This window comes from Serratia sp. ME47, from assembly GCF_903970925.1.
GTDB classification, from domain to species: Bacteria; Pseudomonadota; Gammaproteobacteria; order Enterobacterales; family Enterobacteriaceae; genus Serratia; species Serratia ureilytica.
The window spans coordinates 98,341-124,624 of sequence record NZ_CAJCKE010000011.1 but is presented as its reverse complement, the minus strand read 5'-3'; the positions used below and the strand labels follow the sequence as shown (position 1 = coordinate 124,624).

The following is a 26,284-nucleotide window of genomic DNA, read 5'->3' as shown; positions in this document are numbered from 1 at the left end:
GCGGTGAACGCGATGCTGCAACGCCTGTCGCTCGGCATGCTGCTGCTGTGCGCTTTCAGCGCGGCGGCGGCCTGCGAATGGCCGGGCTGGCAACAGTACAAGCAGTTCTACATCAGCCCGCAGGGGCGGGTGATCGATCCGAGCAGCCCGAACAAAATCACCACGTCGGAGGGGCAGAGTTACGGCCTGTTCTTCGCCCTGGTGGCCAATGACCGGCCGACCTTCGACCAGCTGTTGACCTGGACGGAGAACAACCTGGCGGCGGGCGATCTCAGCGCCCGTTTACCCGCCTGGCTGTGGGGCGAGGGCGACGACAAGCAGTGGAAGGTGCTGGACGCCAACTCGGCGTCGGACGCCGATCTGTGGATCGCTTATAACCTGCTCGAAGCCGGCCGCCTGTGGAAAAGCCGGCGTTATCAAACCCTGGGGACGCTGCTGTTGCAGCGCATCGGCCGCGAGGAAGTGGCCGACATCCCCGGCCTGGGGCTGATGCTGCTGCCGGGCAAAGTCGGGTTCGTGGCGGAAGATCGCTGGCGGCTGAACCCCAGCTACCTGCCGCCGCAGCTGTTGACGCGTTTTGCGGCGCTGAACGGCCCGTGGCGCGCGATGCGCGAGATCAATCAGCGGCTGTGGTTGGAGACCGCGCCGCACGGCTTCTCGCCGGACTGGGTGGTATGGCGGGTCGGCGCCGGCTGGCAGCCGGACACCGTCAAGCCGAACGTCGGCAGCTACGACGCCATTCGGGTCTATCTGTGGGCCGGCATGCTGGCGGACGACGATGAACACAAGGCGGCGCTGCTCAAACGCTTCCAGCCGATGGCGCAGCTCACCGCCAGCCAGGGCGTGCCGCCGGAGAAAACCGATACCGCCAGCGGCAAAACCACCGGCGACGGCCCGGTCGGCTTTTCCGCCGCGATGTTGCCGATGTTGGCGGCGCAGGCCGACGCGCTGGCGGCCCAGCGGCAACGGATCGGCGAACACCCGCCGGGTGACGACGCCTATTTCAGCGCCTCGCTGACGCTGTTCGGCCAGGGGTGGGATCAACAACGTTATCGCTTTAATCGTCAGGGTGAATTGCAACCCTCGTGGGACGGCCAATGCACAACTTCAAAATAAACTGGCTGAATTTGATTCCGCTGAGTCTGGCGATGCTGCCGCAGGCGCGCGCTGCGGAGGCCGTGGCGCCGGAGCAGTGGCTGCTGGAGCAGGTGCGCATTGGCGAGGCCGGCAACAAGGACGATCTGGTGCGCCAATCGCTGTACCGGCTCGAACTGATGGATCCGAACAACCCGGACGTGATCGCCGCGCGCATGCGTTTGGCGCTGCGGCAGGGCAACATGGCGCTGGCGCAGCAGCAGTTGGACAAGCTGAAAACGCTCGCGCCGCAGTCCAGCGCTTATCGCCAGGCGCAAATGAACATGCTGCTGACCCAGCCGGAAACCCGGCAAAAGCTGCAGCAGGCGCGCCTGATGGCGACCGCCGGCCGGTTGCCGGAGGCCAAGGCGCAGTACGATGCGTTGTTCCACGGCGAGCCGCCGACGCTCGATCTGGCGGTGGAATACTGGCGGTTGGTGGCGCGCTTGCCGGGACAGGAGGCGAAGGCGTTAAAGCAGCTGCAGGCGCTGGATCAGCAATATTCCGGCAACGCGGCGCTGCGCATGTCGCTGGCGCGCATGCTGTTCAGCCAGAATCAGGACGCGCAGGCCTATGAACTGCTGCAGAAGATCGCCGCCGATCCGGCCGGGCGCGGCGATGCCGCCGATCTGTGGCTGGACAAGGTCAAAGCGATGCCGGTCAGCGCGCAGAGCGTAGCGGCGCTCAACCGTTTCCTCGGCGTGTTCGACACCGGCGATCAGGCGACCAGCGCCCGTGAAGAGCTGGCCAGACAGCAGAAACTGTTGGCCGATCCGGCTTATCAGGCGCGGGTGCGCGGCCTGGCGCAGGTGGATAAAGGCGGCAGCCGGGCGGCCATTCCTGAGTTGCAAAAGGCGTTGGCGGCGACGCCGAACGACGCCGAGGTACTGGGCGCGCTCGGCCAGGCCTATTCACGCGCCGGTGACCGCCCGCAGGCGCTGAAGCTCTTTCGCCAGGCGCTGGCGGCCGACAAGAATGGCTACGGCAGCGGCAAATGGCAGAGCCTGATCAAAAGCACCAGCTACTGGCTGGCGATCGACGAGGGCGACAAAGCGCTCAAGGCCGGCAATCTCGCGCTGGCACGGCAGAAATATCAGCAGGCGCGCCAGCTCGACGACAGCAACGGCGACGCGTTTCTCGGCCTGGGCGATGTGGCGGTGGCGAGCAAGGATGACGCCGCGGCGGAAGGGTTTTATCAGCAGGCGCTGCGGCGCGATCCCGGCAACGGCAGCGCGCTGCGCGGCCTGGTGAATATCTATCAGCGCCAGTCGCCGGAAAAAGCGCTGGCCTACCTTGACGGCCTGCCGCGCAGCCAGCAGGCCAAGCTGCGCAGCACTCTCGATGGGCTGCGGCTCGACAGGCTGAAACAGCAGGCGGAGACGCTGGCGCAGCAGCAACAGTGGCAGCAGGCGGCGGAAATCTATCGGCGCGCCCAGCCGATGGCGCCCGACGATGTCTGGCTGACCTATCGCTATGCCCAGGCGCTGCGTCAGGCCGGGCAGCCGCAACAGGCGGACGCCTTATTCCGGCAGCTGGCGCAGCGCCAGCACGCCAATCCGCAGCTGACCTACGCCTATGCGCTCTATCTTTCCGGCAGCGATCGCGACAGGCAGGCGCTGGCGCAGCTCAATACGCTGCCGGCGGCGCAGTGGAACGACAATATGCGCGAACTGGCGCAGCGGCTGAAAATGCAGGCGACGATCGCACATGCCGAAGGGCTGCGGGCGGCCGGTGACGAACCGGCGGCGGAAGCCTATCTGCGCCGGCAGCCGGCGGACACGCGCATCGATTTGCTGCTCGCCGACTGGGCGCTGGCGCGCGGGGAGTATGCGGCGGCGCTGGACGACTATCAGCGGGTGAAACGCCGTGAACCGAACAATCCGGATGCGCAACTGGGCGAGATCGAAGCCTATGTGGCGCAGGGGGATCTGGACGCGGCGCGCCAGCGGCTGAAAACCGAACCGCAGCCGCAAGACGCTTCGCTCAACAGCCAACGGCGGGTCGCCAATGCCTGGGGCGCGGTCGGCGATGCGCAGCAGGCCGAGGCGCTCTTCGGCCGGCTGAAAACGGCGGCGGCTTCAGAACCCGTCGGGCAGACCAAAGCGCTGATCTACCGCGACGCCGCCCGCCTGGAGCGGGCTCAGCAACAGCCGGAGCGGGCGCAGCAGGATTACCGCCAGGCGATGGTGGCCGGCGGCATCACGCCGACGCTGCCGCAGGACAATGACCGCTACACCTATTTGACGCGCAATAATCCGGGCGACGACTGGCTGAAACGCGGCATCCGCTCCGATGCCGCTGATTTGTATCGGCAGCAGGACGTGAACGTCACGCTCGATCACGATTACTGGCGCTCGAGCGGCACCGGCGGCATTTCCGACTTCAACGCGCACGACACCATGCTGCAGGTGGACATCCCGCTGTATGACGGGCGCGCCTTCTTGCGCACCGACACCGTGCAGCTGGATGCCGGCCGCTTCTCGACCGACGGCAGCGGCAAGTACTACGAAACCTTCGGCACCTGCAACACGCAAGGGTGCCGCGGCGATGAACACCAGAAAACCACCGGCACCAGCGTGGCGGCCGGTTGGAAAAACGATCGCTGGGCCGCCGATATCGGCACGACGCCGATGGGCTTCGAGGTGGTCGACTGGAGCGGCGGCCTGGCCTACAGCGGCGACTGGAACCACATCGGCTGGACGCTGGCGGCCTCGCGGCGGCCGATCTCCAGCTCGCTGCTGGCGTTTGGCGGCGCCAAGGATCCGAATACCGGCACTACCTGGGGCGGCGTGCGCGCCACCGGCGTCAGCCTGAGCGCCAGCTACGATCGCGGCGAGGCGAACGGCGTGTGGGCCGATCTCAGCGCGCACCAGATCACCGGCAAGAACGTGGCGGACAACCAGCGGCAGCGGTTGATGGCCGGCTATTACTACAAGGTGATCAACGAAGACAATCGCCGCCTGAGCGTTGGGCTCAATACCATGCTGTGGCACTACCAGAAAGACTTGAGCGGCTATTCGCTGGGACAGGGCGGCTATTACAGCCCGCAGCAATATCTGTCGCTGTCGCTGCCGGTCAACTATCGTCAGCGCACCGAGAACTGGTCGTGGGAGCTGGGCGGTTCGGTTTCGCTGTCGCATTCGAAAACCGACAGCCAGCGCCGTTATCCGCTGCAAGGCCTGATCCCGGATTCACTGCCCGATAAGTTCGCCGTCGAGGACGGCAGCGCCTCAAGCGGCGTCGGTTATACCCTGCGGGCGATCGTCGAACGCCGTCTCAGTTCGCACTGGACGCTCGGCGCCGGCATCGATATTCAGCAGGCGAAGAACTATACGCCGAGCCACGCGTTGATTTATCTGCGTTATTCCCTGGCCGGCTGGCAGGGGGACCTCGATTTGCCGCCGCAGCCGCTGACGCCTTATGCCGACTTCAAGTAACCGGGAGGAGAGAGATTCGGAGTGTCGGACACCGGGGAGTTTTGTTACCCTGTGTCCGGGTCGTGTTTGTTCGCTCTAGGAAAAGACTGAAACCCGCGATTTTCTTGGTTATGCCTGCGGCATAGCCAGATAAAAACAGCCGATGATCGAGTATACTCAGCCCGGTTCGAGGGGGCGGGTGAGAGTCAGCCCCCTTTTTGTTTCAGCCCGATTTTACGGAGAGCAGGTTTGCGGGTCAGGCGTTCGTTAACGATTAAGCAGATGGCGACAGTGTCCGGCGTGGCGCTGGTCACGATCTGTATCTTTATCGTGATTCAGTTGTTCCATTTTGTGCAGCAGCGCAGGGATGACTACGCCCAGCAACTGGAGAATATCGCTCACTCCGTACGCCAGCCGCTGGCGGAAGCGGTGCTGCGCATGGACGTGCCGGAAGCCAAAAAGGTGCTGAATACGCTGTTGCCGGTCGGCATTCTGAGCCGGGCGGATATCGTCTTGCCGAACGAGTTTCAGGCGCTGCACGCCAATTTCCCGCCGGAGCGGCCGGTGCCGACGCTGATCGCCCGGCTGTTTGAGCTGCCTATCCAAATATCCGTGCCGCTCTATTCGCTGGAACGGGTGCCGGCCAACCAGCAGCCGCTGGCCTATCTGGTGCTGCAGGCCGATTCGTTCCGCATGTACCAGTTTATCCTCAGCATTTTGTCGACCATGCTGTCGACCTACCTGCTGCTGGCGCTGATCCTGTCGGTGTCCATCACCTGGTGCATGAACCGGCTGATGGTGCATCCGCTGCGCGCGATGGCCAAAGAGCTGGAAAACATCTCGCAGGACGAAGCGCCTTATCACCAGTTGATGCTGCCGGCGCTGCACCAGGACGACGAGCTCGGCCTGCTGGTGCGCAACTACAACCGCAATCAACAGACGCTGGCCAAGGCGCATGCCGACATGAGCCGCCTGAGCACCCGCCACCCGGTGACTGAACTGCCCAACCCGGCCTTGCTGAACGCGTTGCTGGAACAGCATATCGCCTCCAGCCTGCGCCCCGAGCGTTTTAACCTGCTGGTGATCGGCATCGAGACGCTGCATGAAGCGTCGGGCGTGATGAGCCCGGCGATGCGCGAGGCATTGCTGTTGGCGCTGGCGAAGAAGCTGCGCGGCTGCATCGACGAAAACGGCGTGCTGGCACAGCTGAGCAATACCGAATTCGCCATCCTGGCCAAGGGCATCGAGCGGCCGTTCCACGCCATGCAGCTGGCGCGGCGCATCATGGCGGAGATCAACGCGCCGTTGACGCTGGAAGGCCTGGCGCTGCGGCCCAACGCCAGCATCGGCATCGCCCACTACCTCAATCAGGGGGAGAGTGCGGAACAGCTGCTGCGCAGCGCCACCTCGGCGATGATGTCCGCGCATCGCGAAGGGAAAAATCAGATCCTGTTCTTCGAACCCAGCCTGACGGAGCGCACGCAGAAGCGATTGACGCAGGAGAGCGAGATCCTGCACGGCATTGAGCAGCGGCATTTCACGCTGTTCCTGCAGCCACAGATCGACATGCAGTCCAACGAGGTGATCGGCGCCGAAGCGCTGCTGCGTTGGCAGCAGTACGACGGCAGCTATACCCTGCCGGCCGACGTCATTCCGCTCGCGGAAGAGCTGGGCGTGATTGTGCCGCTCGGCAACTGGGTGCTGGAAGAGTCCTGCCGTATCCTGGCGGACTGGCAGCAGCGCGGCATTGCGCTGCCGCTGGCGGTCAACGTTTCCGGCATTCAGATGCAGGACGAGGCGTTTGTTCCGCATCTGAAAAATCTGCTGGCGCAGTATCGGATCGATCCGCGCAAGCTGCTGCTGGAGATCACCGAGACGGTACGCATCGACGATCTCGACCGCGCGCTGGCGCTGCTGCGCGAGCTGCACGATCTGGGGCTGTCGATCGCGCTGGACGACTTCGGCATGGGCTACTCCAGCCTGGAGTACCTGAACCGGTTGAAATCCCTGCCGATCGATTTGATTAAAATCGACCGCAGTTTCATTCAGGGGCTGCCGGCCGACGATGCGATGGTGCGCATCGTCAGTTCAATCTCTGAAGTGCTGGCGTTGCCGGTGATGGCCGAAGGCGTGGAAAACGCCGAGCAGCGCGACTGGCTGCTGAAGCACGGCATTCGCAGCGGGCAAGGGTTCCTGTTCGCTCGGCCGCTGCCGCGTGAAGCGTTCGAAACCGAGTTTTGCCGCGCGGCGCCGTGAGCGCCGCGTTACCTTTCCGGTACTTTTCCCCGTCCGAAAATCGCTATTCCCCTCATACCTCTTTTGCGTTAGTGCAAACAAAGGCTTACGCAATTTTCAGCTTTGCACCCGGACTGACGCGTTTCAGCTCTTAAATTCACATCAACCCTGAGGGGTGGGTGCAACAAATTATTTCCATGTTGTTAAGTGGGTGTTATTTTCCGCGCAAGCAATGAACAGGCTGGATTTTTAGACTGCCGCCTGGTGCGTGTCTTCCCCCCATAGGATGTTCATATGAAAACAACAATTTTTAAGAGCCTCTATTTTCAGGTGCTGACGGCGATCACGCTGGGTATCCTGCTTGGCCACTTCTACCCTGACCTCGGCGCCCAGATGAAACCCTTGGGCGATGGCTTCGTCAAACTGATCAAGATGATTATCGCCCCGGTGATTTTCTGCACCGTGGTGACCGGCATCGCCGGCATGGAAAGCATGAAGGCGGTGGGGCGCACCGGCGCCATCGCGCTGCTGTATTTTGAAATCGTCAGCACCCTCGCGCTGATTATCGGCCTGGTGATCGTCAACCTGGTGCAACCGGGCGCCGGCATGAACGTCGATCCCGGTACGCTGGACGCCAAAGCGGTGGCGATCTACGCCGAGCAAGCGCAGCAGCAGGGCATCATTCCGTTCCTGCTGGACATCATCCCCGGCAGCGTGATCGGCGCGTTCGCCAGCGGCAACATTCTTCAGGTGCTGCTGTTCGCGGTGCTGTTCGGCTTCGCCCTGCATCGTCTGGGCGACAAAGGGCAGCTGATCTACAACGTGATCGACAGCTTCTCGCGGGTGATTTTCGGCATCATCAACATGATCATGCGCCTGGCGCCGCTGGGGGCCTTCGGCGCCATGGCGTTTACCATCGGTAAATACGGCGTCGGCACGCTGGTGCAACTCGGCCAGCTGATCGTGTGTTTCTATATCACCTGCATTCTGTTCGTGGTGGTGGTGTTGGGCAGCATCGCCCGCGCCAACGGCTTCAGCATCTTCAAATTTGTCAACTACATCAAAGAAGAGCTGCTGATCGTGCTGGGGACCTCGTCGTCTGAATCCGCGCTGCCGCGCATGCTGGATAAAATGGAGAAGTTGGGCTGCAAGAAATCGGTGGTGGGCCTGGTGATCCCGACCGGATACTCCTTCAACCTGGACGGCACCTCTATCTATCTGACCATGGCCGCGGTGTTTATCGCGCAGGCGACCAACACCCACATGGATATCATGCATCAGATTACCCTGCTGGTGGTGTTGCTGCTCTCCTCCAAAGGGGCGGCGGGCGTGACCGGCAGCGGCTTTATCGTGTTGGCCGCCACCATCTCCGCCGTAGGCCACCTGCCGCTGGCCGGCCTGGCGCTGATCCTCGGCATCGACCGCTTTATGTCGGAAGCCCGCGCGCTGACCAACCTGGTGGGCAATGGCGTGGCGACCGTGGTCGTGGCCAAATGGTGTAATCAGCTGGATGAGAAGCAGCTGAAAGACACCCTGAACAACAAAAACGCCGGCGCGGACAAAACGCTGCCTTCCGCCTGATTTTGGCGGTAAATCACCGGTCGCATCCGCGGCCGGTGAGCTTCTTCCCCTGCCTCGTAACGATTTTTTGCATTAAAAACCCCGCAATCTATTATTTTTCACTCTAATGAGTGACATCCGCAAAGGCGCGCGGTCTAACACGATGGTACACTTTCTGCTTTCCGCCCCACCGTGAAACTCAGGGCGTATTTTTATGATTCCATTGAATGGAATACACGCATTTGCATAAGAAATTGGATAGTCATTAAGTAGGGGTTCACATGCAGGGCACCAGAATTCATCTTATAGTTGGTGGGCTGCTACTGGCGGCAGCCAGTAGCAGCGTGCAGGCTGAAGCACTACAACCCGATCCTGCCTGGCAGCAGGGGGCGCTGGCCAACGGGTTTTCATGGCAGATTCTCGATACGCCGCAGCGGCCGAGCGACCGCGTGGAACTGCGGCTGATCGTCAATACCGGCTCTTTGGTGGAGTCTTCGCAGCAGACCGGCTTTGCCCACCTGTTGCCGCGGCTGGCGTTGACGCGCAGCGAAAGCTTCACGGCGCCGCAGCTGCGGGCGCTGTGGCAGCAGAGCGTAGATAACGAGCGGCCGCTGCCGCCGGCTATCATCTCGTACGATTTCACCATGTATAACCTCAGCTTGCCGAACAACCGGCCCGATCTGCTGAAAGAAGCGCTGGCCTGGCTGGCGGACACGACCGGCAAACTGGCGATCGACGAGCACACGGTGCACGCGGTGATGAATTCCAGCATCAATCCGGTCGGCACTTTCCCACCCAATACCAAAGACGCCTGGTGGCGTTACCGCCTGAAAGGCTCGACGCTGCTGGCGCACGATCCGGCGCAGCCGGCGAAACGGCCGGTCAACCTTGAGCAGTTGAAGAAATTCTATCAGCAGTGGTACACACCGGACGCCATGACGCTGTTCGTGGTCGGCAAGGTTGACAGCCGCAGCCTGGGCGAGCAGATCAACAAGGCCTTCTCGCCGCTGCAGGGCAAACGTGAAACTCCGGCTCCGATGCCGACCCTGACGCCGCTGCCGCAGCAGCCGGTGAGCCTGATCAGCGAGCAGGTGAAGCAGGATACGCTGTCGATCATGTGGGATTCGCCGTGGCATCCGATTCGCGATTCGCAAAGCCTGCTGCGCTACTGGCGTGGCGATCTCGCCCGCGAGGCGTTGTTCTGGCACCTCCAGCAGACGCTGGAAAAAAGCGACCAGAAAAACCTGCATTTGGGCTTTGACTGCCGCGTGCAGTACCAGCGCGGGCAGTGCGCCATCCACCTGGATACGCCGAACAACAATCTGAACGGCAGCCTGGGCTTCATTGCCCGCGAACTGGCCAACGTGCGTGACAACGGCCTGTCGAAAGAGGAATTCGATGCGCTGCTGGCGCAGAAAAACGATCAGCTGAGCAAGCTGTTCGCGACCTACGCCCGTACCGACACCGACGTGCTGATGAGCCAGCGTCTGCGGTCGCAGCAGAGCGGGGTGGTGGATATCGCGCCGGAGCTGTACCAGAAGCTGCGCCAGGAGTTCCTGTCCAGCCTGACGCTGGAGACACTGAATCAGGCGCTGAAGCTGCAGTTGTCTCAGGACGCGACGCTGGTGCTGATGCAGCCGAAGGGCGAGCCGGAAATGAGCATGAAGCAGCTGCAGGATACCTATAACGGCATCATGATGCCGCCGCCGGCGGTGGTGACGGAAGAAGCCAAACCGGCGGACACCGCAGTCGCTTCGCCGGCGACGGACGCCGCTGGCGCGCAGTAATTCGTGGCAGGGGGCTCAGGCCCCCTCAGTTGCGGTACAGCACCTTGATGATATGGTAACCGAACTGGGTTTTGACCGGGCCGTAAGGTTTGAGCAGCGGGATGCTGAACACCGCTTTATCGAACGCAGGCACCATTGCGCCTTTGTTGAATTCGCCCAGCGAGCCGCCGTTGCGTTTTGACGGGCAGCTCGAGTATTTGCGCGCCAGCGTGTCGAAGCTGACGCCGCGCTTTAGCTTGGCCAGCAGCTCGTTGGCCAGCTTTTCATTGTCTACCAGAATGTGCAGGGCGCACGCCGTTTTTGCCATGGTATTGCCTTTGTCGATGCGAAAATTGCGCTGATTATACCCGCTAAATCTCATCGGCGCTTTCTGCTACAATTCCCTTCCACGTTTTACAGTCGAGCAAGTCAGCGCCATGCGATTAAACCCCAGCCAACAACAAGCCGTCGAATTCGTTACCGGGCCCTGCCTGGTGTTGGCCGGTGCCGGTTCCGGCAAGACGCGCGTTATCACCAACAAGATAGCCCACCTGATCCACCACTGCGGCTATCAGGCGCGGCACATCGCCGCCGTGACTTTTACCAACAAAGCCGCGCGCGAGATGAAAGAGCGCGTGTCGCAAACCCTGGGACGCAAAGAGGCGCGCGGGCTGATGATTTCCACCTTCCACACCCTGGGGCTGGAGATCATCAAGCGGGAATATGTGGCGCTGGGCATGAAGTCCAACTTCTCGCTGTTCGACGATCAGGATCAGCTGGCATTGCTGAAAGAGCTGACCGAAAAGTGGCTGGAAAGCGATAAGACGCTGGTGGCGCAGCTGATTTCGACCATCTCCAACTGGAAAAACGACCTGATCGATCCCCAGCGGGCGGCAGAGTTGGCGCGCTCGGAGCGCGACAAGCTGTTCGCCCATTGCTACGGTCTTTACCACGCCCATATGCGGGCGTGCAACGTACTGGACTTCGACGATTTGATCCTGTTGCCGACGCTGCTGCTGCAACGCAACGAAGAGGTGCGTGAACGCTGGCAGCAGCGCATCCGCTATCTGCTGGTGGATGAGTATCAGGATACCAACACCAGCCAATACGAGCTGGTGAAGCTGTTGGTGGGCCATCGCGCGCGCTTTACCGTGGTGGGCGACGACGACCAGTCGATTTACTCCTGGCGCGGCGCGCGGCCGCAGAATCTGGTGCTGCTGAAGGAAGATTTCCCGGCGCTGCAGGTGATCAAGCTGGAGCAAAACTACCGTTCCAGCGAGCGCATTTTGAAGGCGGCCAATATCCTGATCGCCAATAACCCGCACGTGTTTGAAAAAAGGCTGTTTTCCGAGCTGGGGTATGGCGAAGAGCTGAAGGTGGTGACCGCCAACAACGAGGATCACGAAGCCGAACGCGTGGTGGGGGAACTGATCGCCCACCACTTCGTGAAAAAGACCAACTACGGCGACTATGCGATTCTCTACCGTGGCAACCACCAGTCGCGGGTGTTTGAAAAGATGCTGATGCAGAACCGCATTCCGTACAAGATTTCCGGCGGCACGTCGTTCTTCTCTCGCCCCGAGATCAAGGATCTGCTGGCCTACCTGCGCGTGCTGACCAACCCGGACGACGACAGCGCCTTCCTGCGCATCGTCAATACCCCCAAGCGCGAGATCGGCCCGGCGACGCTGCAGAAGCTCGGCGAATGGGCCAACCAGCGCAACAAGAGTTTGTTCCACGCCAGTTTCGATCTGGGGCTGAGCCAGCACTTGACCGGGCGCGGGCTGGAATCGCTCCAGCGCTTCACCCACTGGTTGGGCGGCATCGCCCAACAGGCGGAGCGTGAGCCGGTGGCGGCGGTGCGCGATCTGATCCGCGGCGTGGATTATGAAAGCTGGCTGTTTGAAACCTCGACCAGCCCGAAGGCCGCCGAAATGCGGATGAAGAACGTCAATACGCTGTTCGGTTGGATGACGGAGATGCTGGAAGGCAACGATTTGGACGAGCCGATGACGCTGACCCAGGTCGTGACGCGCTTCACCCTGCGCGACATGATGGAGCGCGGTGAAAGCGAAGAGGAGCTGGATCAGGTGCAGCTGATGACGCTGCACGCTTCCAAAGGGTTGGAGTTCCCCTACGTGTTCCTGGTGGGTATGGAAGAGGGGTTGCTGCCGCACCAGAGCAGCATCGACGAAGACAATGTCGATGAAGAGCGGCGTCTGGCCTATGTAGGGATCACCCGCGCGCAAAAAGAGCTGATCTTCACCCTGTGCCGCGAACGCCGTCAGTACGGTGAGTTGGTGCGGCCGGAGCCGAGCCGATTCCTGCTGGAGCTGCCGCAGGACGATTTGGCGTGGGAAACCGAGCGCAAAGTGGTGAGCCCCCAGGAGCGGATGCAGAAGGGGCAGAGCCATCTGGCCAATATCCGCGCCCAGCTGGCCAAGGCCAAAGGCGGGAATTAAAAAGAAAGGGCGCTCATCGCGCCCTTGCTATTTCAACGTTGTTCTTCCAACCGCAGCGTCCAGTGGACGTAGCTCTGCCAGTGGCTTTCCTGCTCCAGCGCCTCGGCGCGCAGCGGATGCTGCTCCAGCCAACCCGGCGGCAAGATCACCGTCAGTTCATCGTCCTGATTGGCGCGTAAACGCACCGCCGGCAGCGTGTCGTCGCGGCGGCGGCTGGCGAAGATGATCGCCAGGCGCAAAATGCGGCACAGACGCTGCGCGGTGCGCGGCGGCAGGGCGTTTTGCTGGTTCAACAGCGACAGGTCGAGGGTGTTGCTCTGGTTTTGCAGCAGGGTGGCCAGCAGTTTTTTCTGCGCGGGGGTAAAGCCGGGTAAGTCCAGGTGGCGGATCAGGTAGGCGGCGTGTTGCGGCGCCTGCTTGAAATCGACGCTGAGGCCGAGTTCGTGGATCAGGCTGGCGCTGTGCAACAGCTCGCGACATCGCGCATCCAACTGCCACTCGTTGGCGACCTGCTGCGAGAAGTTGGCGGCGAGCTGGCTGACGCGCTCGGCCTGCTCGGTGTCGATCAGGTAGCGACGCTGCAGGTTGCGGATGGTGCGGATGCGAATATCCTGCTCCACCGGCAGATGCAGCATGCCGTAAACCAGGCCTTCACGCAGCGCCCCGCCGGCCAGCATCATGCTTTCGATGCCCAGCTCCTGGAAGATGGCCAGCAGAATGGACAGGCCGCTCGGGAAGACCAGCGCGCGTTCCAGCGTCAACCCTTCGATCTCCAGCTCTTCCAGCTTGCCGCACTGAATGGCCCGCTGTTTCAACTGGCGCAGCTTGGGCAGGGTGATGCGTTCATCCATGCCTTGCGCCACCATGATTTCCTGCAGTGCTTGTACGGTGCCGGAAGCGCCGACGCAGATTTGCCAACCGTGCTGGCGCAGCTGCGGCGCGATCGGCCGCACCATGTCGCGCGCGGCCTGTTCGGCGCGCTCGAAGTTTTCTTGCCCGAGGTTGCGATCGCTGAAGTAGCGCTCCAGCCAGGTGACGCAGCCCATCGACAGGCTGTACAGCTGCGATGCCTGTGCGCCGGTGCCGGTGACCAGTTCGGTGCTGCCGCCGCCGATATCGACGACCAGCCGCCGATCCGGCCCGCCGGTGGTGTGCGCGACGCCATGATAAATCAGCCGCGCTTCTTCTTCGCCGCTGATGACCTGCACCGGGCAGCCGAGGATTTGCTCGGCGGCTTGCAGGAACTCATCGGCGTTGGACGCCAGGCGCAACGTGGCGGTGGCGACGACGCGGATCTGCTCGCGCGGGATGTCCTGCAGGCGTTCGGAGAACAGCCGCAGGCACTGCCAGCCGCGTTGCATGGCCTCATGCGACAGGTGATTGTGTTGATCCAGCCCGGCCGCCAGGCGCACCTTGCGCTTTATCCGCGCCAGAGTCTGAATGCTGCCGGCCACCTCGCGCACCACCAACATATGGAAGCTGTTGGAGCCGAGATCGATGGCAGCATAAAGCGTGCTGGAGCTGAGCATGGCGATCAGCTCGAGCGTTTACGGTTGCTGCGCGGCGCGCCGCCGCGACGTGGCGCGGAGTTGCGACGTGGGCCGTTGCCGCCGCGCGGACGCGACAGGCGCTTCGGCGCCGGCAGATCGGTCAGCAGCGCATCGCTGTTGTACTTGCTCACCGGAATGCTGTGATCGATATAGGTCTCGATCGCCGGCAGGTTGAGCGCGTACTCTTCACAAGCCAGGCTGATGGAGTGGCCGCTGGCGCCTGCTCGGCCGGTACGACCGATGCGGTGCACGTAGTCTTCGCAGTCGTCAGGCAGATCGTAGTTGAAGACGTGCGTGACGGCGGGAATGTGCAGACCGCGCGCGGCGACGTCGGTGGCGACCAGGATATCCAGATTGCCCTTGGTGAAGTCGTCGAGGATGCGCAGGCGTTTTTTCTGCGCCACGTCGCCGGTCAGCAGGCCGACGCGGTGACCGTCGGCGGCCAGGTGGCCCCAGATGTCTTCGCAGCGGTGCTTGGTGTTGGCGAAGATGATGGCGCGATCCGGCCACTCTTCTTCGATCAGCGTCTGCAGCAGACGCATTTTTTCTTCGTTGGACGGGTAGAACAGCTCTTCTTTAATGCGGTGGCCGGTTTTCTGTTCCGGTTCCACTTCAACATATTCGGCGTTGTTCATCTGCTCGAAGGCCAGTTCGCGTACGCGATAGGACAGCGTGGCGGAGAACAGCATGTTCAGGCGTTGATCGGCCGCAGGCATGCGGCGGAACAGCCAGCGGATGTCTTTGATAAAGCCGAGATCGTACATGCGATCGGCCTCATCCAGCACGACGACCTGCATCGCGCCGAGATCGACATAGTTCTGCTTGGTGTAATCGATTAAACGGCCGGTGGTGCCAATCAGAATGTCCACGCCGCTTTCCAGCACTTTCAGCTGTTTGTCGTAGCCGTCGCCACCGTAGGCCAGGCCCAGCTTCAGGCCGGTGCTCTGGGAGAGGGCTTCCGCATCGGAGTGGATTTGCACCGCCAGTTCACGCGTAGGCGCCATGATCAAGGCGCGCGGCTGATTGGTCTGGCGATCCTGTTTCGCCGGGTGGGTCAGCAAATAGTGAAAAGTAGACGCCAAAAACGCCAGCGTCTTTCCGGTACCGGTTTGCGCCTGACCTGCAACGTCACGCCCGGAGAGCGTGAGCGGCAATGCTAACGCCTGGATGGGCGTGCAATTGTGAAACCCTTTTTTCTCAAGGGCTTCAAGGACTAACGGGTGCAGGGCGAAGTCGGAAAACTTCTGTTCGGTCAAGTGTGTTTTGCTCATAGTGTGGTAGAATATCAGCTAACTATTGCTTTACGAAAGCACATCCGTTGAAATAAACGCGGTGCAATAAAATCACCTTGAGTTGGTTAATGCTACACCAACAAGGTAGACATAATCCTGTGGAGTAGAACATGAGCGATAAAATTATTCACCTGACTGACAGCAGCTTCGAAGCTGACGTGCTGAAAGCGGAAGGGCCGATCCTGGTCGATTTCTGGGCTGAATGGTGTGGGCCGTGCAAGATGATTGCTCCGATTCTGGATGAGATTGCCGAAGAGTTCGAAGGCAAACTGACCATCACCAAGCTGAATATCGATCAGAACCCGGCTACCGCGCCTAAGTACGGTATCCGTGGCATCCCTACGCTGTTGCTGTTCAAGAACGGTGAAGTGGCCGCGACCAAGGTTGGCGCGTTGTCCAAAGGTCAGCTCAAAGATTTCCTGAACGCGAATCTGTAATCGGGCGGGAAGCCCAGTATCAGGCGCCTGGCGGTGATGTTCAATTCACCGCTAGACGCCTGCCAAGAAGCGTGTTAAGTTTAACCACACTGCATATAGAACTTGCCCGAAGTTTTAAATCTAAAGAGTTTGAATCTAAAGCTATACTCTGTGTCGAACCACCGGCGTTGAAAGTAAACTGAACTCAACCCGTGTTTTGGCAATCAAACGGTTTTGCAAAAATCATTTTTAAGGTACCTTCGATCTTCAACCGTCAATGCGTGCGCCCGATGTAAGCCATTTCTTACCGCGACGGCTCTGCGCCCGGTGATCGAACGTCCAGTAAACAGGCACGCATCTCGCTGCCATACCATTCACGATACAAGTTCGAGACATACCCCGAGTTTAAGAACCCACCACTATGAATCTTACCGAATTAAAGAATACGCCGGTTTCTGAGCTGATTACTCTCGGCGAAAATATGGGGCTGGAAAACCTTGCCCGCATGCGCAAGCAGGACATCATCTTCTCCATTCTGAAGCAACATGCGAAAAGCGGAGAAGATATCTTCGGCGACGGCGTGCTCGAGATATTGCAGGATGGATTCGGTTTCCTCCGCTCTGGAGACAGTTCCTACCTCGCCGGTCCCGACGACATCTACGTATCCCCTAGCCAAATCCGCCGCTTCAACCTCCGCACAGGTGACACCATTTCCGGTAAGATTCGTCCGCCAAAAGAAGGCGAACGCTATTTTGCCCTGCTGAAAGTCAACGAAGTCAACTACGACAAGCCGGAAAACGCCCGCAGCAAGATCCTGTTCGAGAACTTGACGCCGCTGCACGCCAATTCCCGTCTGCGGATGGAGCGCGGCAACGGCTCGACCGAAGACTTGACGGCGCGCGTACTGGACCTGGCGGCGCCAATTGGCCGCGGCCAGCGTGGTCTGATCGTGGCACCGCCGAAAGCCGGTAAAACCATGCTGCTGCAGAACATCGCGCAGAGCATCGCCTACAATCACCCAGACTGCGTGCTGATGGTGCTGCTGATCGACGAACGTCCGGAAGAAGTGACCGAGATGCAGCGCCTGGTGAAAGGCGAAGTGATCGCATCGACCTTCGACGAGCCGGCTTCGCGTCACGTGCAAGTGGCCGAAATGGTGATCGAGAAGGCCAAGCGCCTGGTTGAGCACAAGAAAGACGTGATCATTCTGCTCGACTCCATCACCCGTCTGGCGCGCGCCTACAACACCGTGGTGCCGGCCTCGGGCAAGGTGCTGACCGGTGGTGTGGACGCCAACGCCCTGCATCGTCCGAAGCGCTTCTTCGGTGCGGCGCGTAACGTGGAAGAGGGAGGCAGCCTGACCATCATCGCGACCGCGCTGGTTGATACCGGTTCGAAGATGGACGAAGTGATCTACGAAGAATTTAAAGGTACCGGCAACATGGAATTGCACTTGGCGCGTAAAATCGCCGAGAAACGCGTATTCCCGGCTATCGATTACAACCGCTCCGGTACCCGTAAAGAAGAGCTGCTCACCACCTCTGAAGAGCTGCAAAAAATGTGGATCCTGCGCAAAATCATTCATCCGATGGGTGAAATCGACGCGATGGAGTTCCTCATTAATAAGTTGGCGATGACTAAAACCAACGATGAATTCTTCGATATGATGAAACGCTCATAATTCGTTAAAAAATTCGCTGAACGCCACGCCTAGTCGTGGCGTTTTTCGCTTTTGGCGGATACGATAAGTAGCAGTAATGGAAAAGTAAGTTGTTTCCTCGACTTATTGAGAATTCATCTTGTTTGTCGGTCGGTTTCGCGCCGGTCGGCTTTGCTGCTGTCATTTTGTCAGTCGATGCGAAGAAAATAGGCATGAATCACCGTTGTCATAGGAAATGACCGAAAGGTAGCGGGGGCCGATGGCACAAGCCTTAGCCCGTGGTAAGCTGCCTTATCTTCTACAGAGATCTGTTAACTGTGAACTTACTCACTATGAGTACTGAAATTCTATTTGTTTTCCTGTTTTCTTTGGCTTTTCTCTTTGTTGCCCGCAAGGCGGCAAAACGTATTGGTCTGGTAGATAAACCCAATTATCGCAAACGCCATCAGGGGCTGATTCCTCTGGTCGGCGGTATTTCCGTTTATGCCGGGTTGTGCTTCGCGTTTTGGATCTCTGAACAACCCATCGCACACGCCAAGCTTTATCTTACCTGCGCCGGTATTCTGGTGTTTGTGGGGGCGCTCGACGATCGTTTCGATATCAGCGTTAAAATTCGCGCCCTGGTGCAGGCGCTGGTCGGCATCGCCATGATGGTGTTTGCCGGTCTGTATCTGCGCAGCTTCGGCCATGTGCTGGGTGACTGGGAGATGCTGCTGGGGCCGTTCGGCTATCTGGTGACGCTGTTCGCGGTATGGGCGGCGATCAACGCTTTCAATATGGTCGACGGCATCGATGGTCTGCTGGGCGGTTTGTCGTGCGTCTCCTTCGGGGCGCTGGGCCTGCTGCTGTACCTGAGCGGCCATCATGAGCTGGCGTTCTGGTGCTTTGCGATGATCGCCACTATCGTTCCCTATATTTTGCTCAATCTCGGCATCCTCGGCCGCCGTTATAAGGTGTTTATGGGGGATGCCGGCAGCACCCTGATCGGCTTTACCGCCATTTGGCTGCTGCTGCAAAGCTCACAGGGAAAGGCGCACTCGATCAACCCGGTGACCGCGCTGTGGATCATCGCTATTCCGCTGATGGACATGATAGCAATCATGTATCGTCGTTTACGCAAGGGGATGAGCCCCTTCTCTCCCGATCGTCAACATATTCACCACCTGATCATGCGCGCCGGCTTTACGCCGCGGCAGGCTTTCGTGCTGATCACCCTGGCGGCCGCGTTGCTGGCGGCGGTGGGCGTGATCGGCGAACGCCTGACTTTTATCCCTGAGTGGGTTATGTTGGCATTATTCTTGCTTGCCTTCTTCCTGTACGGTTACTGCATCAAGCGCGCCTGGCGGGTTGCGCGATACATTAAGCGTATCAAGCGCCGGCTGCGGCGTTCGGGCGATAACAAGCAAGTACCTTAACCAGAGACCAGAGGCTTTTTGGCTGTGATGAATCCAGAAACAACGTCTGACAAGCATACCCCGGCGGTGGATAACGAACTCGATATCCGCGGCCTCTGCTGCACCCTGTGGCGCGGTAAACCGTGGATTATCGGTATTGCGGTGCTGTTCGCGGCGGTCGCGCTGATCGTTTCTTACCTGGTTAAGCAAGAGTGGAGCGCCACCGCGATCACCGACAGGCCGACGGTGAATGCGCTGGGCGGTTATTACTCCCAGCAGCAGTTCCTGCGCAATCTGGATGTGCGCACGCTACCGGCGGCGGCGGCCGGCGATCAGCCGAGCATCGCGGATGAAGCGTACAATGAGTTCATCATGCAGCTGGCGGCTTACGACACGCGTCGCGATTTCTGGCTGCAGAGCGATTACTACAAACAGCGTCAGGAAGGGGATGCCCGTGCCGATGCGGCATTGCTCGACGAGCTGATCAATAACATCCTGTTCACGCCGCGCGACGACAAAAAAGTCCCGAACGACGGCGTGAAGCTGACGGCGGAAACCGCCGCGGACGCCAACCGCCTGCTGCGCCAATACGTGGCCTTCGCCAGCCACCGCGCAGCCCTGCACCTGAACGAAGAGATCCAGGGCGCGTGGGCCGCTCGCACCACCTCGATGAAGGCACAGGTCAAGCGTCAGGAAGCGGTCGCGGAGTCGGTTTACAAGCGCGAGCTGAACACCACGCAACAGGCGTTGAAAATTGCCGAGAGCCAGGGGATCAGCCGTACGCAAACCGACACTCCGGCCGAACAGTTGCCGGATTCGGATCTGTTCTTGCTGGGCCGGCCAATGCTGCAGGCGCGTCTGGAAGGCCTGCAGGCCTCCGGCCCGACCTACGATCTGGATTACGATCAGAACCGCGCAATGCTGGCGACGCTGAACGTTGGCCCGACGTTGGATGAGAAGTTCCAGACCTATCGCTATTTGCGCACGCCGGAAGAGCCGGTAAAACGCGACAGCCCACGCCGGGTCTTCTGGCTGATTTTGTGGGGTGCGATGGGCGCGTTGGTTGGCGCCGGTGTGGCCTTGGCGCGTCGGCCGCGTAGTTAAAAAAATAATATAATAATCTGATGCAGGGTGCGTGAGCGCCCCATTCGCAGGCGGGGCCTGCGATTAACCGACCAAAAGAGATTCGCTGTGAAAGTGTTGACTGTTTTCGGCACCAGACCTGAAGCCATTAAAATGGCGCCGCTGGTACATGCACTGGCCCAGGATGAGGCCTTTGAAGCAAGAGTCTGCGTAACGGCACAGCATCGTGAGATGTTGGATCAGGTATTGCGGTTGTTCGAGATCACGCCGGATTACGACCTGAACATCATGAAACCCGGCCAGGGGCTAACGGAAATCACCTGTCGCATCCTGGAAGGGCTGAAAGGGGTGCTGGAAGACTTCAAACCGGACGTGGTGCTGGTGCACGGCGATACCACCACCACGCTGGCGACCAGCCTGGCGGCGTTCTATCAACGCATCCCCGTTGGGCATGTCGAAGCCGGGCTGCGTACCGGCAATCTGTATTCTCCCTGGCCGGAAGAGGCCAACCGCAAACTGACCGGCCATCTGGCGATGTACCACTTCGCGCCGACCGAGAACTCGCGCCAAAATCTGCTGCGCGAGCTGCTGCCGGACAACCGCATTTTCGTGACCGGCAATACGGTGATCGACGCGTTGTTCTGGGTGCGCGATCGCGTGATGAGCGATGCTGCGCTGCGCGCCAGCCTGGCGCAGCGTTACCCGTTCCTCGATGCCGACAAAAAACTGATTCTGGTCACCGGCCATCGCCGGGAAAGCTTTGGCGGCGGTTTTGAGCGGATTTGCAGCGCGCTGGCGGAGATCGCCCGCAGCCACCCGGAAGTGCAGGTGGTGTACCCGGTGCATCTCAATCCGAATGTCAGCGAGCCGGTGAATCGCATTTTGAAAGGCATCGACAACGTCATGCTGATCGAGCCGCAGGATTATTTGCCGTTTGTCTATCTGATGACCCACGCTTACATGATCCTCACCGACTCCGGCGGCATTCAGGAAGAGGCGCCCTCGTTAGGCAAGCCGGTGCTGGTGATGCGCGACACCACCGAGCGCCCGGAGGCGGTAGATGCGGGCACGGTGCGCCTGGTCGGCACCGATGTGGCCAAAATTGTTGAAGCGGTGACCCGGCTGTTGACGGACGAAAGCGAATATCACGCGATGAGCCGGGCGCACAACCCATACGGCGACGGGCATGCCTGTCAGCGTATCCTCGAAGCTTTAAAGAATCATCAGGTGACACTATGAGTTTTGACACTATTTCGGTTATCGGCCTGGGTTATATCGGCTTGCCAACGGCGGCGGCGTTTGCTTCCCGCAAGAAAAAAGTGGTGGGCGTAGATGTTAACCAACATGCGGTAGATACCATTAATCGCGGTGCTATCCACATCGTCGAACCGGATCTGGATAAAGTGGTCAAGGATGCCGTCGACGGCGGTTTCCTGCAGGCGGTGACCAAACCGCTGGCGGCCGATGCGTTCCTGATCGCGGTGCCTACGCCGTTCAAGGGCGACCATGAGCCGGATCTGGCCTATGTCGAGGCGGCGGCGAAATCGCTGGCGCCGGTGCTGAAAAAAGGCGATCTGGTGATCCTTGAGTCCACCTCGCCGGTGGGCGCCACTGAACAGATGGCGGAATGGTTGGCGCAGGCGCGCAGCGATCTCAGCTTCCCGCAACAAGCGGGCGAAGCGGCGGACGTGAATATCGCCTATTGCCCGGAGCGCGTGTTGCCGGGGCAGGTGATGGTGGAGCTGATTCAAAACGATCGCGTGATCGGCGGCATGACGCCGAAGTGCTCGGCGCGCGCCAGCGAGCTGTACAAGATTTTCCTCGAGGGGGAATGCGTGGTCACCAACTCACGCACTGCCGAGATGTGCAAGCTGACGGAAAACAGCTTCCGCGATGTGAACATCGCCTTTGCTAACGAACTGTCGCTGATTTGCGCCGAACAGGGGATCAACGTCTGGGAACTGATTCGCCTGGCGAACCGTCACCCGCGGGTGAACATTCTACAGCCTGGCCCAGGCGTCGGCGGCCACTGCATCGCCGTCGATCCGTGGTTTATCGTGGCGCAGAACCCGCAGCAGGCGCGCTTGATCCATACCGCACGTCTGGTGAACGACGGCAAACCGTTGTGGGTGGTCGACCGGGTGAAAGCGGCGGTGGCCGATTGCCTGGCCGCCACCGACAAGCGGGCGTCAGAGGTGAAAATCGCCTGCTTCGGTCTGGCCTTCAAGCCGAATATCGACGATCTGCGCGAAAGCCCGGCGGTGGAAGTGGCCCACCTGATCGCCGAATGGCACGTCGGTGAAACGCTGGCGGTGGAACCGAACGTCGAACAGTTGCCGACTTCGCTGGCGGGCCATGTGACGTTGACGCCAATCGCGGAGGCGTTGCAACAGGCCGATGTGATCGTGATGTTGGTCGATCACCAGCAGTTCAAGACCATCCGGCCGGAAGAGATTAAGCAAAGCTGGGTGGTGGATACCAAGGGAGTTTGGCGTTGAAGCGTATCTTAGTCACCGGCGGCGCCGGATTTATCGGCTCTGCGGTCGTGCGGCATATCATCGAGGCCACCGGCGACAGCGTGGTGGTAGTGGATAAGCTGACCTATGCCGGTAACCTGGAGTCGCTGGCGGTAGTGGCCGACAGCGATCGTTATGCCTTCGAGCAGATCGACATCTGCGATCGCGCCGGGTTGGATCGGGTGTTTGCCCGTTATCAACCGGACGTGGTGATGCACCTGGCGGCGGAAAGCCACGTCGATCGCTCTATCGACGGCCCGGCGGCGTTTATCGAGACCAATGTGGTCGGCACTTACACCCTGCTGGAAGCGGCGCGCCATTACTGGCAGCCGTTGTCGGCGGAGAAGAAGCAGGCTTTCCGCTTCCATCATATCTCCACCGACGAAGTGTACGGCGATCTGCACGGCACTGACGATTTGTTCACCGAAACCACGCCCTATGCGCCGAGCAGCCCGTATTCCGCCTCCAAGGCGTCGAGCGATCATCTGGTGCGCGCCTGGCTGCGCACCTATGGTTTGCCGACCCTCGTCACCAACTGTTCGAACAACTACGGCCCTTATCACTTCCCGGAGAAGCTGATCCCGCTGGTTATCCTGAATGCCGTCGCCGGTAAACCGCTGCCGGTATACGGCAACGGCGCGCAGGTGCGCGACTGGCTGTATGTCGAGGATCACGCGCGCGCGCTCTATCAGGTGGTGACCGAAGGTGTGGTGGGCGAAACTTACAATATCGGCGGCCATAACGAGCGCAAGAATATCGAAGTGGTGCAGACCATCTGTGACCTGCTGGAAGAACTGGCGCCAAACAAACCACAGGGCGTGGCGCACTACCGCGATCTGATCACTTACGTTAAGGATCGCCCGGGCCACGACATGCGTTACGCCATCGACGCCGGCAAGATCGACCGTGAGTTGGGATGGCAACCGCAGGAAACGTTCGAAAGCGGCATTCGCAAAACCGTGGTTTGGTACCTGAATAACGAAGTCTGGTGGCGCCGGGTGCAAGACGGTTCTTATGCCGGCGAGCGTTTGGGGCTGTCCGATTGAATGTCACGCCGTGCGGCCTGTGCGCGGTGCGGCGGATTTGGGAGCAAGTATGAAAGGTATTGTGCTGGCAGGGGGTTCCGGGACGCGTCTGCATCCAATTACCCGCGGCGTATCGAAGCAGCTGTTGCCGATTTACGATAAACCGATGATCTATTACCCGCTGTCGGTGCTGATGCTGGCGGGGATCAAAGACATTCTGATTATCTCCACGCCGGAAGATCTGCCTTCTTTCAAGCGTTTGTTGGGCAGCGGCGAAGCGTTTGGCATCAATCTCAGCTATGCCGAGCAGCCTAGCCCCGATGGCCTGGCTCAGGCATTTCTGATTGGCGAAGAATTCTTGGCCGGCGAGCCGAGCTGCCTGGTGTTGGGCGATAATATTTACTTTGGCCAGGGATTCAGTCCCAAGCTGAGAAGCGTTGCGGCGCGCACCGCCGGCGCCACGGTATTTGGCTATCAGGTGATGGATCCCGAGCGTTTTGGCGTAGTGGAATTCGATGACCGCTATCGGGCATTATCGATCGAAGAAAAGCCGGTTAAACCGAAGTCTAACTGGGCGGTGACCGGGTTGTATTTCTATGATGCTCAGGTTGTGGAGTTCGCCAAGCAGATCAAACCGTCACCTCGGGGTGAGCTGGAGATCACCAGCATCAACCAGATGTATCTGGAGCGCGGAGAACTGACCGTCGAGCTGCTGGGGCGCGGTTTTGCCTGGTTGGATACCGGCACTCACGACAGCCTGCTGGAAGCCAGCAGCTTCGTGCAGACGGTCGAGAAACGTCAGGGCTTTAAAATCGCCTGTCTTGAAGAGATCGCCTGGCGCAATGGCTGGCTGGATGATGAGGGCGTGAAACGCGCGGCTCAGACGCTGGCCAAAACAGGTTACGGCAAATACTTACTGGATTTATTGCATGCGCGTCCACGCCAGTATTGAACCGCTGAATTGGGAGAGTGACTTCTTCCAATTGAAAAGCGCCAAGTTACATTTCGACGACTCTGCGGCCCCCGTCAGCCACGCTGATTTGGATGCTTATGCGTTGGTGCAGGCTAAAATCCCCGCTTACCGATTGGAGTGGGCCGATGCGCTGTCGGCGCTGGGCTTCCGGCTGGTCGAAGGCGAAGTGGACCTGGCAGTGAACATTGCAACTGGACGCGAGACGGTCGATACCGCTGCGGCCGGGGTGCGGATGGCTGTACCTGAGGACATCCCGTCGTTGCGGGCTGCCGCCGGTGACGTGTTCGCCGCCAGCCGATTTCGCGCACCGTGGTACGATCGCGCCGATAGCGGGCGATTCTATGCGGCCTGGATCGAAAAAGCGGTGCTGGGCACCTTTGATCATCAATGCTTGCTGGTATTGGACAACCAGGGGCAACCCGAAGGATTTGTCAGCCTGCGTGACATTGGCGACCAGGAAATGCGTATCGGCTTGCTGGCGGCCTATCCCGGCGCATCAGGCCGGGGCATTGGCTCCAGACTGATGGCGGCGGCGCTGGCCGAATGCCGGCGGCAGGGGATGCAGCGCCTGCGGGTCGCGACCCAGGTAGGCAATATCGCCGCATTACGACTCTATCAACGACAGGGTGCCGTGATTGAAAGCACCGCGTATTGGTTATACAGAGGTAGACATGATTCCATTTAACGCTCCACCGGTTGTTGGCACTGAACTGGAATATATGCAGGCTGCGATGAGCAGCGGCAAGTTGTGCGGCGACGGCGGTTTTACCCGTCGCTGCCAACAGTGGATGGAACAGCATTTCGGCAGCGCGAAAGTGCTGTTGACGCCTTCCTGCACCGCGTCGTTGGAAATGGCCGCCATCCTGCTGGATATTCAGCCGGGCGACGAAGTGATCATGCCGAGCTTTACCTTCGTTTCAACCGCCAACGCCTTTGTGCTGCGCGGCGCCAAAGTGGTGTTCGTCGATCTGCGTCCGGACACCATGAACATCGACGAAACCAAAATCGAAGCGGCGATTACCGATAAAACCCGCGCGATCGTGCCGGTACACTACGCCGGCGTCGCCTGCGAGATGGATACCATCATGGCGCTGGCGAAGAAATATAACCTGTTCGTGGTGGAAGACGCCGCGCAGGGCGTGATGTCGACCTACAAAGGCAAGGCATTGGGCACCATCGGCCATATCGGCTGCTTCAGCTTCCATGAAACCAAAAACTATACCGCCGGCGGCGAAGGCGGCGCGACGCTGGTGAACGATCCGGCCCTGATCGATCGGGCGGAAGTCATCCGCGAGAAAGGCACCAACCGCAGCCAGTTCTTCCGTGGCCAGGTCGACAAATATACCTGGCGCGACATCGGTTCCAGCTACTTGATGTCTGACCTGCAGGCCGCCTATCTGTGGGGTCAGCTGGAAGTGGCGGAGCGCATCAATCAGCGCCGCCTGTCGCTGTGGCAGAAGTACTACGACAGTTTCCTGCCGTTAGCGCAGGCCGGCCGTATCGAGCTGCCGACTGTGCCGGCGGACTGCGAGCACAATGCGCACATGTTCTATATCAAGCTGCGCGATATCGAAGAGCGCACCGCATTTATCGACTATCTGAAAGAAGCCGAGATCATGACGGTGTTTCACTATATCCCGCTGCATGCGTGCCCGGCCGGCGAACAGTTTGGCCGCTTTGCCGGTGAAGATCGCTATACCAGCCAGGAAAGTGCGCGTCTGGTGCGTTTGCCGCTGTTCTACAATCTGTCCGATGCCAATCAACGTACGGTTATCAATAGCATACTGAGCTTTTTCGCCTGA

Annotated in this window: 19 protein-coding genes; 16 read left to right on the top strand and 3 right to left on the bottom strand. The window is 60.0% G+C overall.

Annotation, left to right across the window (positions count from 1 at the left end; translation table 11 throughout):
- Window positions 1–3: 3 nt before the first annotated feature.
- The 5 genes from bcsZ to H7A77_RS13250 all read left to right on the top strand — a co-directional run bounded on the left by bcsZ (window position 4) and on the right by H7A77_RS13250 (window position 10,132).
- Window positions 4–1,116 carry a cellulose synthase complex periplasmic endoglucanase BcsZ gene (bcsZ, locus tag H7A77_RS13270; protein ID WP_080273430.1) on the top strand — a complete coding sequence of 371 codons (1,113 nt, stop codon included), beginning with the start codon at window positions 4–6 and terminating at the stop codon, window positions 1,114–1,116.
- The gene (bcsC, locus tag H7A77_RS13265; RefSeq protein WP_182074296.1) at window positions 1,098–4,571 is read left to right on the top strand and encodes a cellulose synthase complex outer membrane protein BcsC; all 3,474 of its coding nucleotides are present in this window, start codon (window positions 1,098–1,100) and stop codon (window positions 4,569–4,571) included. The genes bcsZ and bcsC overlap by 19 nt, the downstream gene beginning before the upstream one ends.
- Window positions 4,572–4,799: 228 nt before the next feature.
- Entirely contained in the window at window positions 4,800–6,806 is a 2,007-nt protein-coding gene (gene hmsP, locus H7A77_RS13260; RefSeq protein WP_042783438.1) for a biofilm formation regulator HmsP, read from the top strand.
- 273 nt (window positions 6,807–7,079) lie between these two features.
- Window positions 7,080–8,366, top strand: coding sequence for a dicarboxylate/amino acid:cation symporter (locus tag H7A77_RS13255; RefSeq protein ID WP_047025966.1), 1,287 nt, complete (start codon window positions 7,080–7,082; stop codon window positions 8,364–8,366).
- Window positions 8,367–8,626: 260 nt separating this feature from the next.
- On the top strand, window positions 8,627–10,132 hold the full coding sequence (locus H7A77_RS13250; protein WP_072626497.1) for a pitrilysin family protein: 1,506 nt from the start codon (window positions 8,627–8,629) through the stop codon (window positions 10,130–10,132).
- A gap of 25 nt (window positions 10,133–10,157) precedes the next feature.
- Here the strand turns inward: H7A77_RS13250 and ppiC are convergent, their stop codons facing one another.
- Window positions 10,158–10,439, bottom strand: coding sequence for a peptidylprolyl isomerase PpiC (ppiC, locus tag H7A77_RS13245; protein WP_004934175.1), 282 nt, complete (start codon window positions 10,437–10,439; stop codon window positions 10,158–10,160).
- 109 nt (window positions 10,440–10,548) lie between these two features.
- Here ppiC and rep point away from each other — a divergent pair, with 109 nt between their 5' ends.
- On the top strand, window positions 10,549–12,573 hold the full coding sequence (rep, locus tag H7A77_RS13240) for a DNA helicase Rep (protein ID WP_033645047.1): 2,025 nt from the start codon (window positions 10,549–10,551) through the stop codon (window positions 12,571–12,573).
- 32 nt (window positions 12,574–12,605) lie between these two features.
- On the opposite strand, the gene ppx is transcribed toward rep, so the two are convergent.
- On the bottom strand, window positions 12,606–14,102 hold the full coding sequence (gene ppx / locus H7A77_RS13235) for an exopolyphosphatase (RefSeq protein ID WP_042783439.1): 1,497 nt from the start codon (window positions 14,100–14,102) through the stop codon (window positions 12,606–12,608).
- 5 nt (window positions 14,103–14,107) lie between these two features.
- Window positions 14,108–15,394 (bottom strand): ATP-dependent RNA helicase RhlB, encoded by a 1,287-nt coding sequence (rhlB, locus tag H7A77_RS13230; RefSeq protein ID WP_033645045.1) that lies wholly within the window; start codon window positions 15,392–15,394, stop codon window positions 14,108–14,110.
- Window positions 15,395–15,525: 131 nt separating this feature from the next.
- Here rhlB and trxA point away from each other — a divergent pair, with 131 nt between their 5' ends.
- From trxA to rffA, 10 genes are all read left to right on the top strand, one after another.
- On the top strand, window positions 15,526–15,852 hold the full coding sequence (gene trxA, locus H7A77_RS13225; protein ID WP_004934187.1) for a thioredoxin TrxA: 327 nt from the start codon (window positions 15,526–15,528) through the stop codon (window positions 15,850–15,852).
- A gap of 400 nt (window positions 15,853–16,252) precedes the next feature.
- Window positions 16,253–17,512, top strand: coding sequence for a transcription termination factor Rho (gene rho / locus H7A77_RS13220; protein WP_004934188.1), 1,260 nt, complete (start codon window positions 16,253–16,255; stop codon window positions 17,510–17,512).
- Between the two features lie 296 nt (window positions 17,513–17,808).
- Window positions 17,809–18,906, top strand: coding sequence for a UDP-N-acetylglucosamine--undecaprenyl-phosphate N-acetylglucosaminephosphotransferase (gene wecA, locus H7A77_RS13215; protein ID WP_025160399.1), 1,098 nt, complete (start codon window positions 17,809–17,811; stop codon window positions 18,904–18,906).
- A 27-nt stretch (window positions 18,907–18,933) separates the two neighbouring features.
- Window positions 18,934–19,989, top strand: a complete 1,056-nt coding sequence (gene wzzE / locus H7A77_RS13210; RefSeq protein WP_033652438.1) for an ECA polysaccharide chain length modulation protein — start codon at window positions 18,934–18,936, stop codon at window positions 19,987–19,989.
- Window positions 19,990–20,076: 87 nt separating this feature from the next.
- Window positions 20,077–21,207, top strand: a complete 1,131-nt coding sequence (wecB, locus tag H7A77_RS13205) for a non-hydrolyzing UDP-N-acetylglucosamine 2-epimerase (RefSeq protein ID WP_004934198.1) — start codon at window positions 20,077–20,079, stop codon at window positions 21,205–21,207.
- Window positions 21,204–22,466: a UDP-N-acetyl-D-mannosamine dehydrogenase gene (wecC, locus tag H7A77_RS13200; protein ID WP_072626499.1), complete on the top strand. Its 1,263-nt coding sequence runs from the start codon at window positions 21,204–21,206 to the stop codon at window positions 22,464–22,466. The genes wecB and wecC overlap by 4 nt, the downstream gene beginning before the upstream one ends.
- A complete protein-coding gene (gene rffG, locus H7A77_RS13195) occupies window positions 22,463–23,530 on the top strand; it encodes a dTDP-glucose 4,6-dehydratase (RefSeq protein WP_072626500.1) in 1,068 nt (355 codons plus the stop codon). Before wecC ends, rffG begins: the two co-directional genes overlap by 4 nt.
- A gap of 49 nt (window positions 23,531–23,579) precedes the next feature.
- Window positions 23,580–24,461 (top strand): glucose-1-phosphate thymidylyltransferase RfbA, encoded by an 882-nt coding sequence (gene rfbA / locus H7A77_RS13190; RefSeq protein ID WP_042783441.1) that lies wholly within the window; start codon window positions 23,580–23,582, stop codon window positions 24,459–24,461.
- On the top strand, window positions 24,439–25,167 hold the full coding sequence (gene rffC / locus H7A77_RS13185) for a dTDP-4-amino-4,6-dideoxy-D-galactose acyltransferase (protein ID WP_042783442.1): 729 nt from the start codon (window positions 24,439–24,441) through the stop codon (window positions 25,165–25,167). Before rfbA ends, rffC begins: the two co-directional genes overlap by 23 nt.
- Window positions 25,154–26,284 carry a dTDP-4-amino-4,6-dideoxygalactose transaminase gene (gene rffA, locus H7A77_RS13180; RefSeq protein ID WP_033652432.1) on the top strand — a complete coding sequence of 377 codons (1,131 nt, stop codon included), beginning with the start codon at window positions 25,154–25,156 and terminating at the stop codon, window positions 26,282–26,284. Before rffC ends, rffA begins: the two co-directional genes overlap by 14 nt.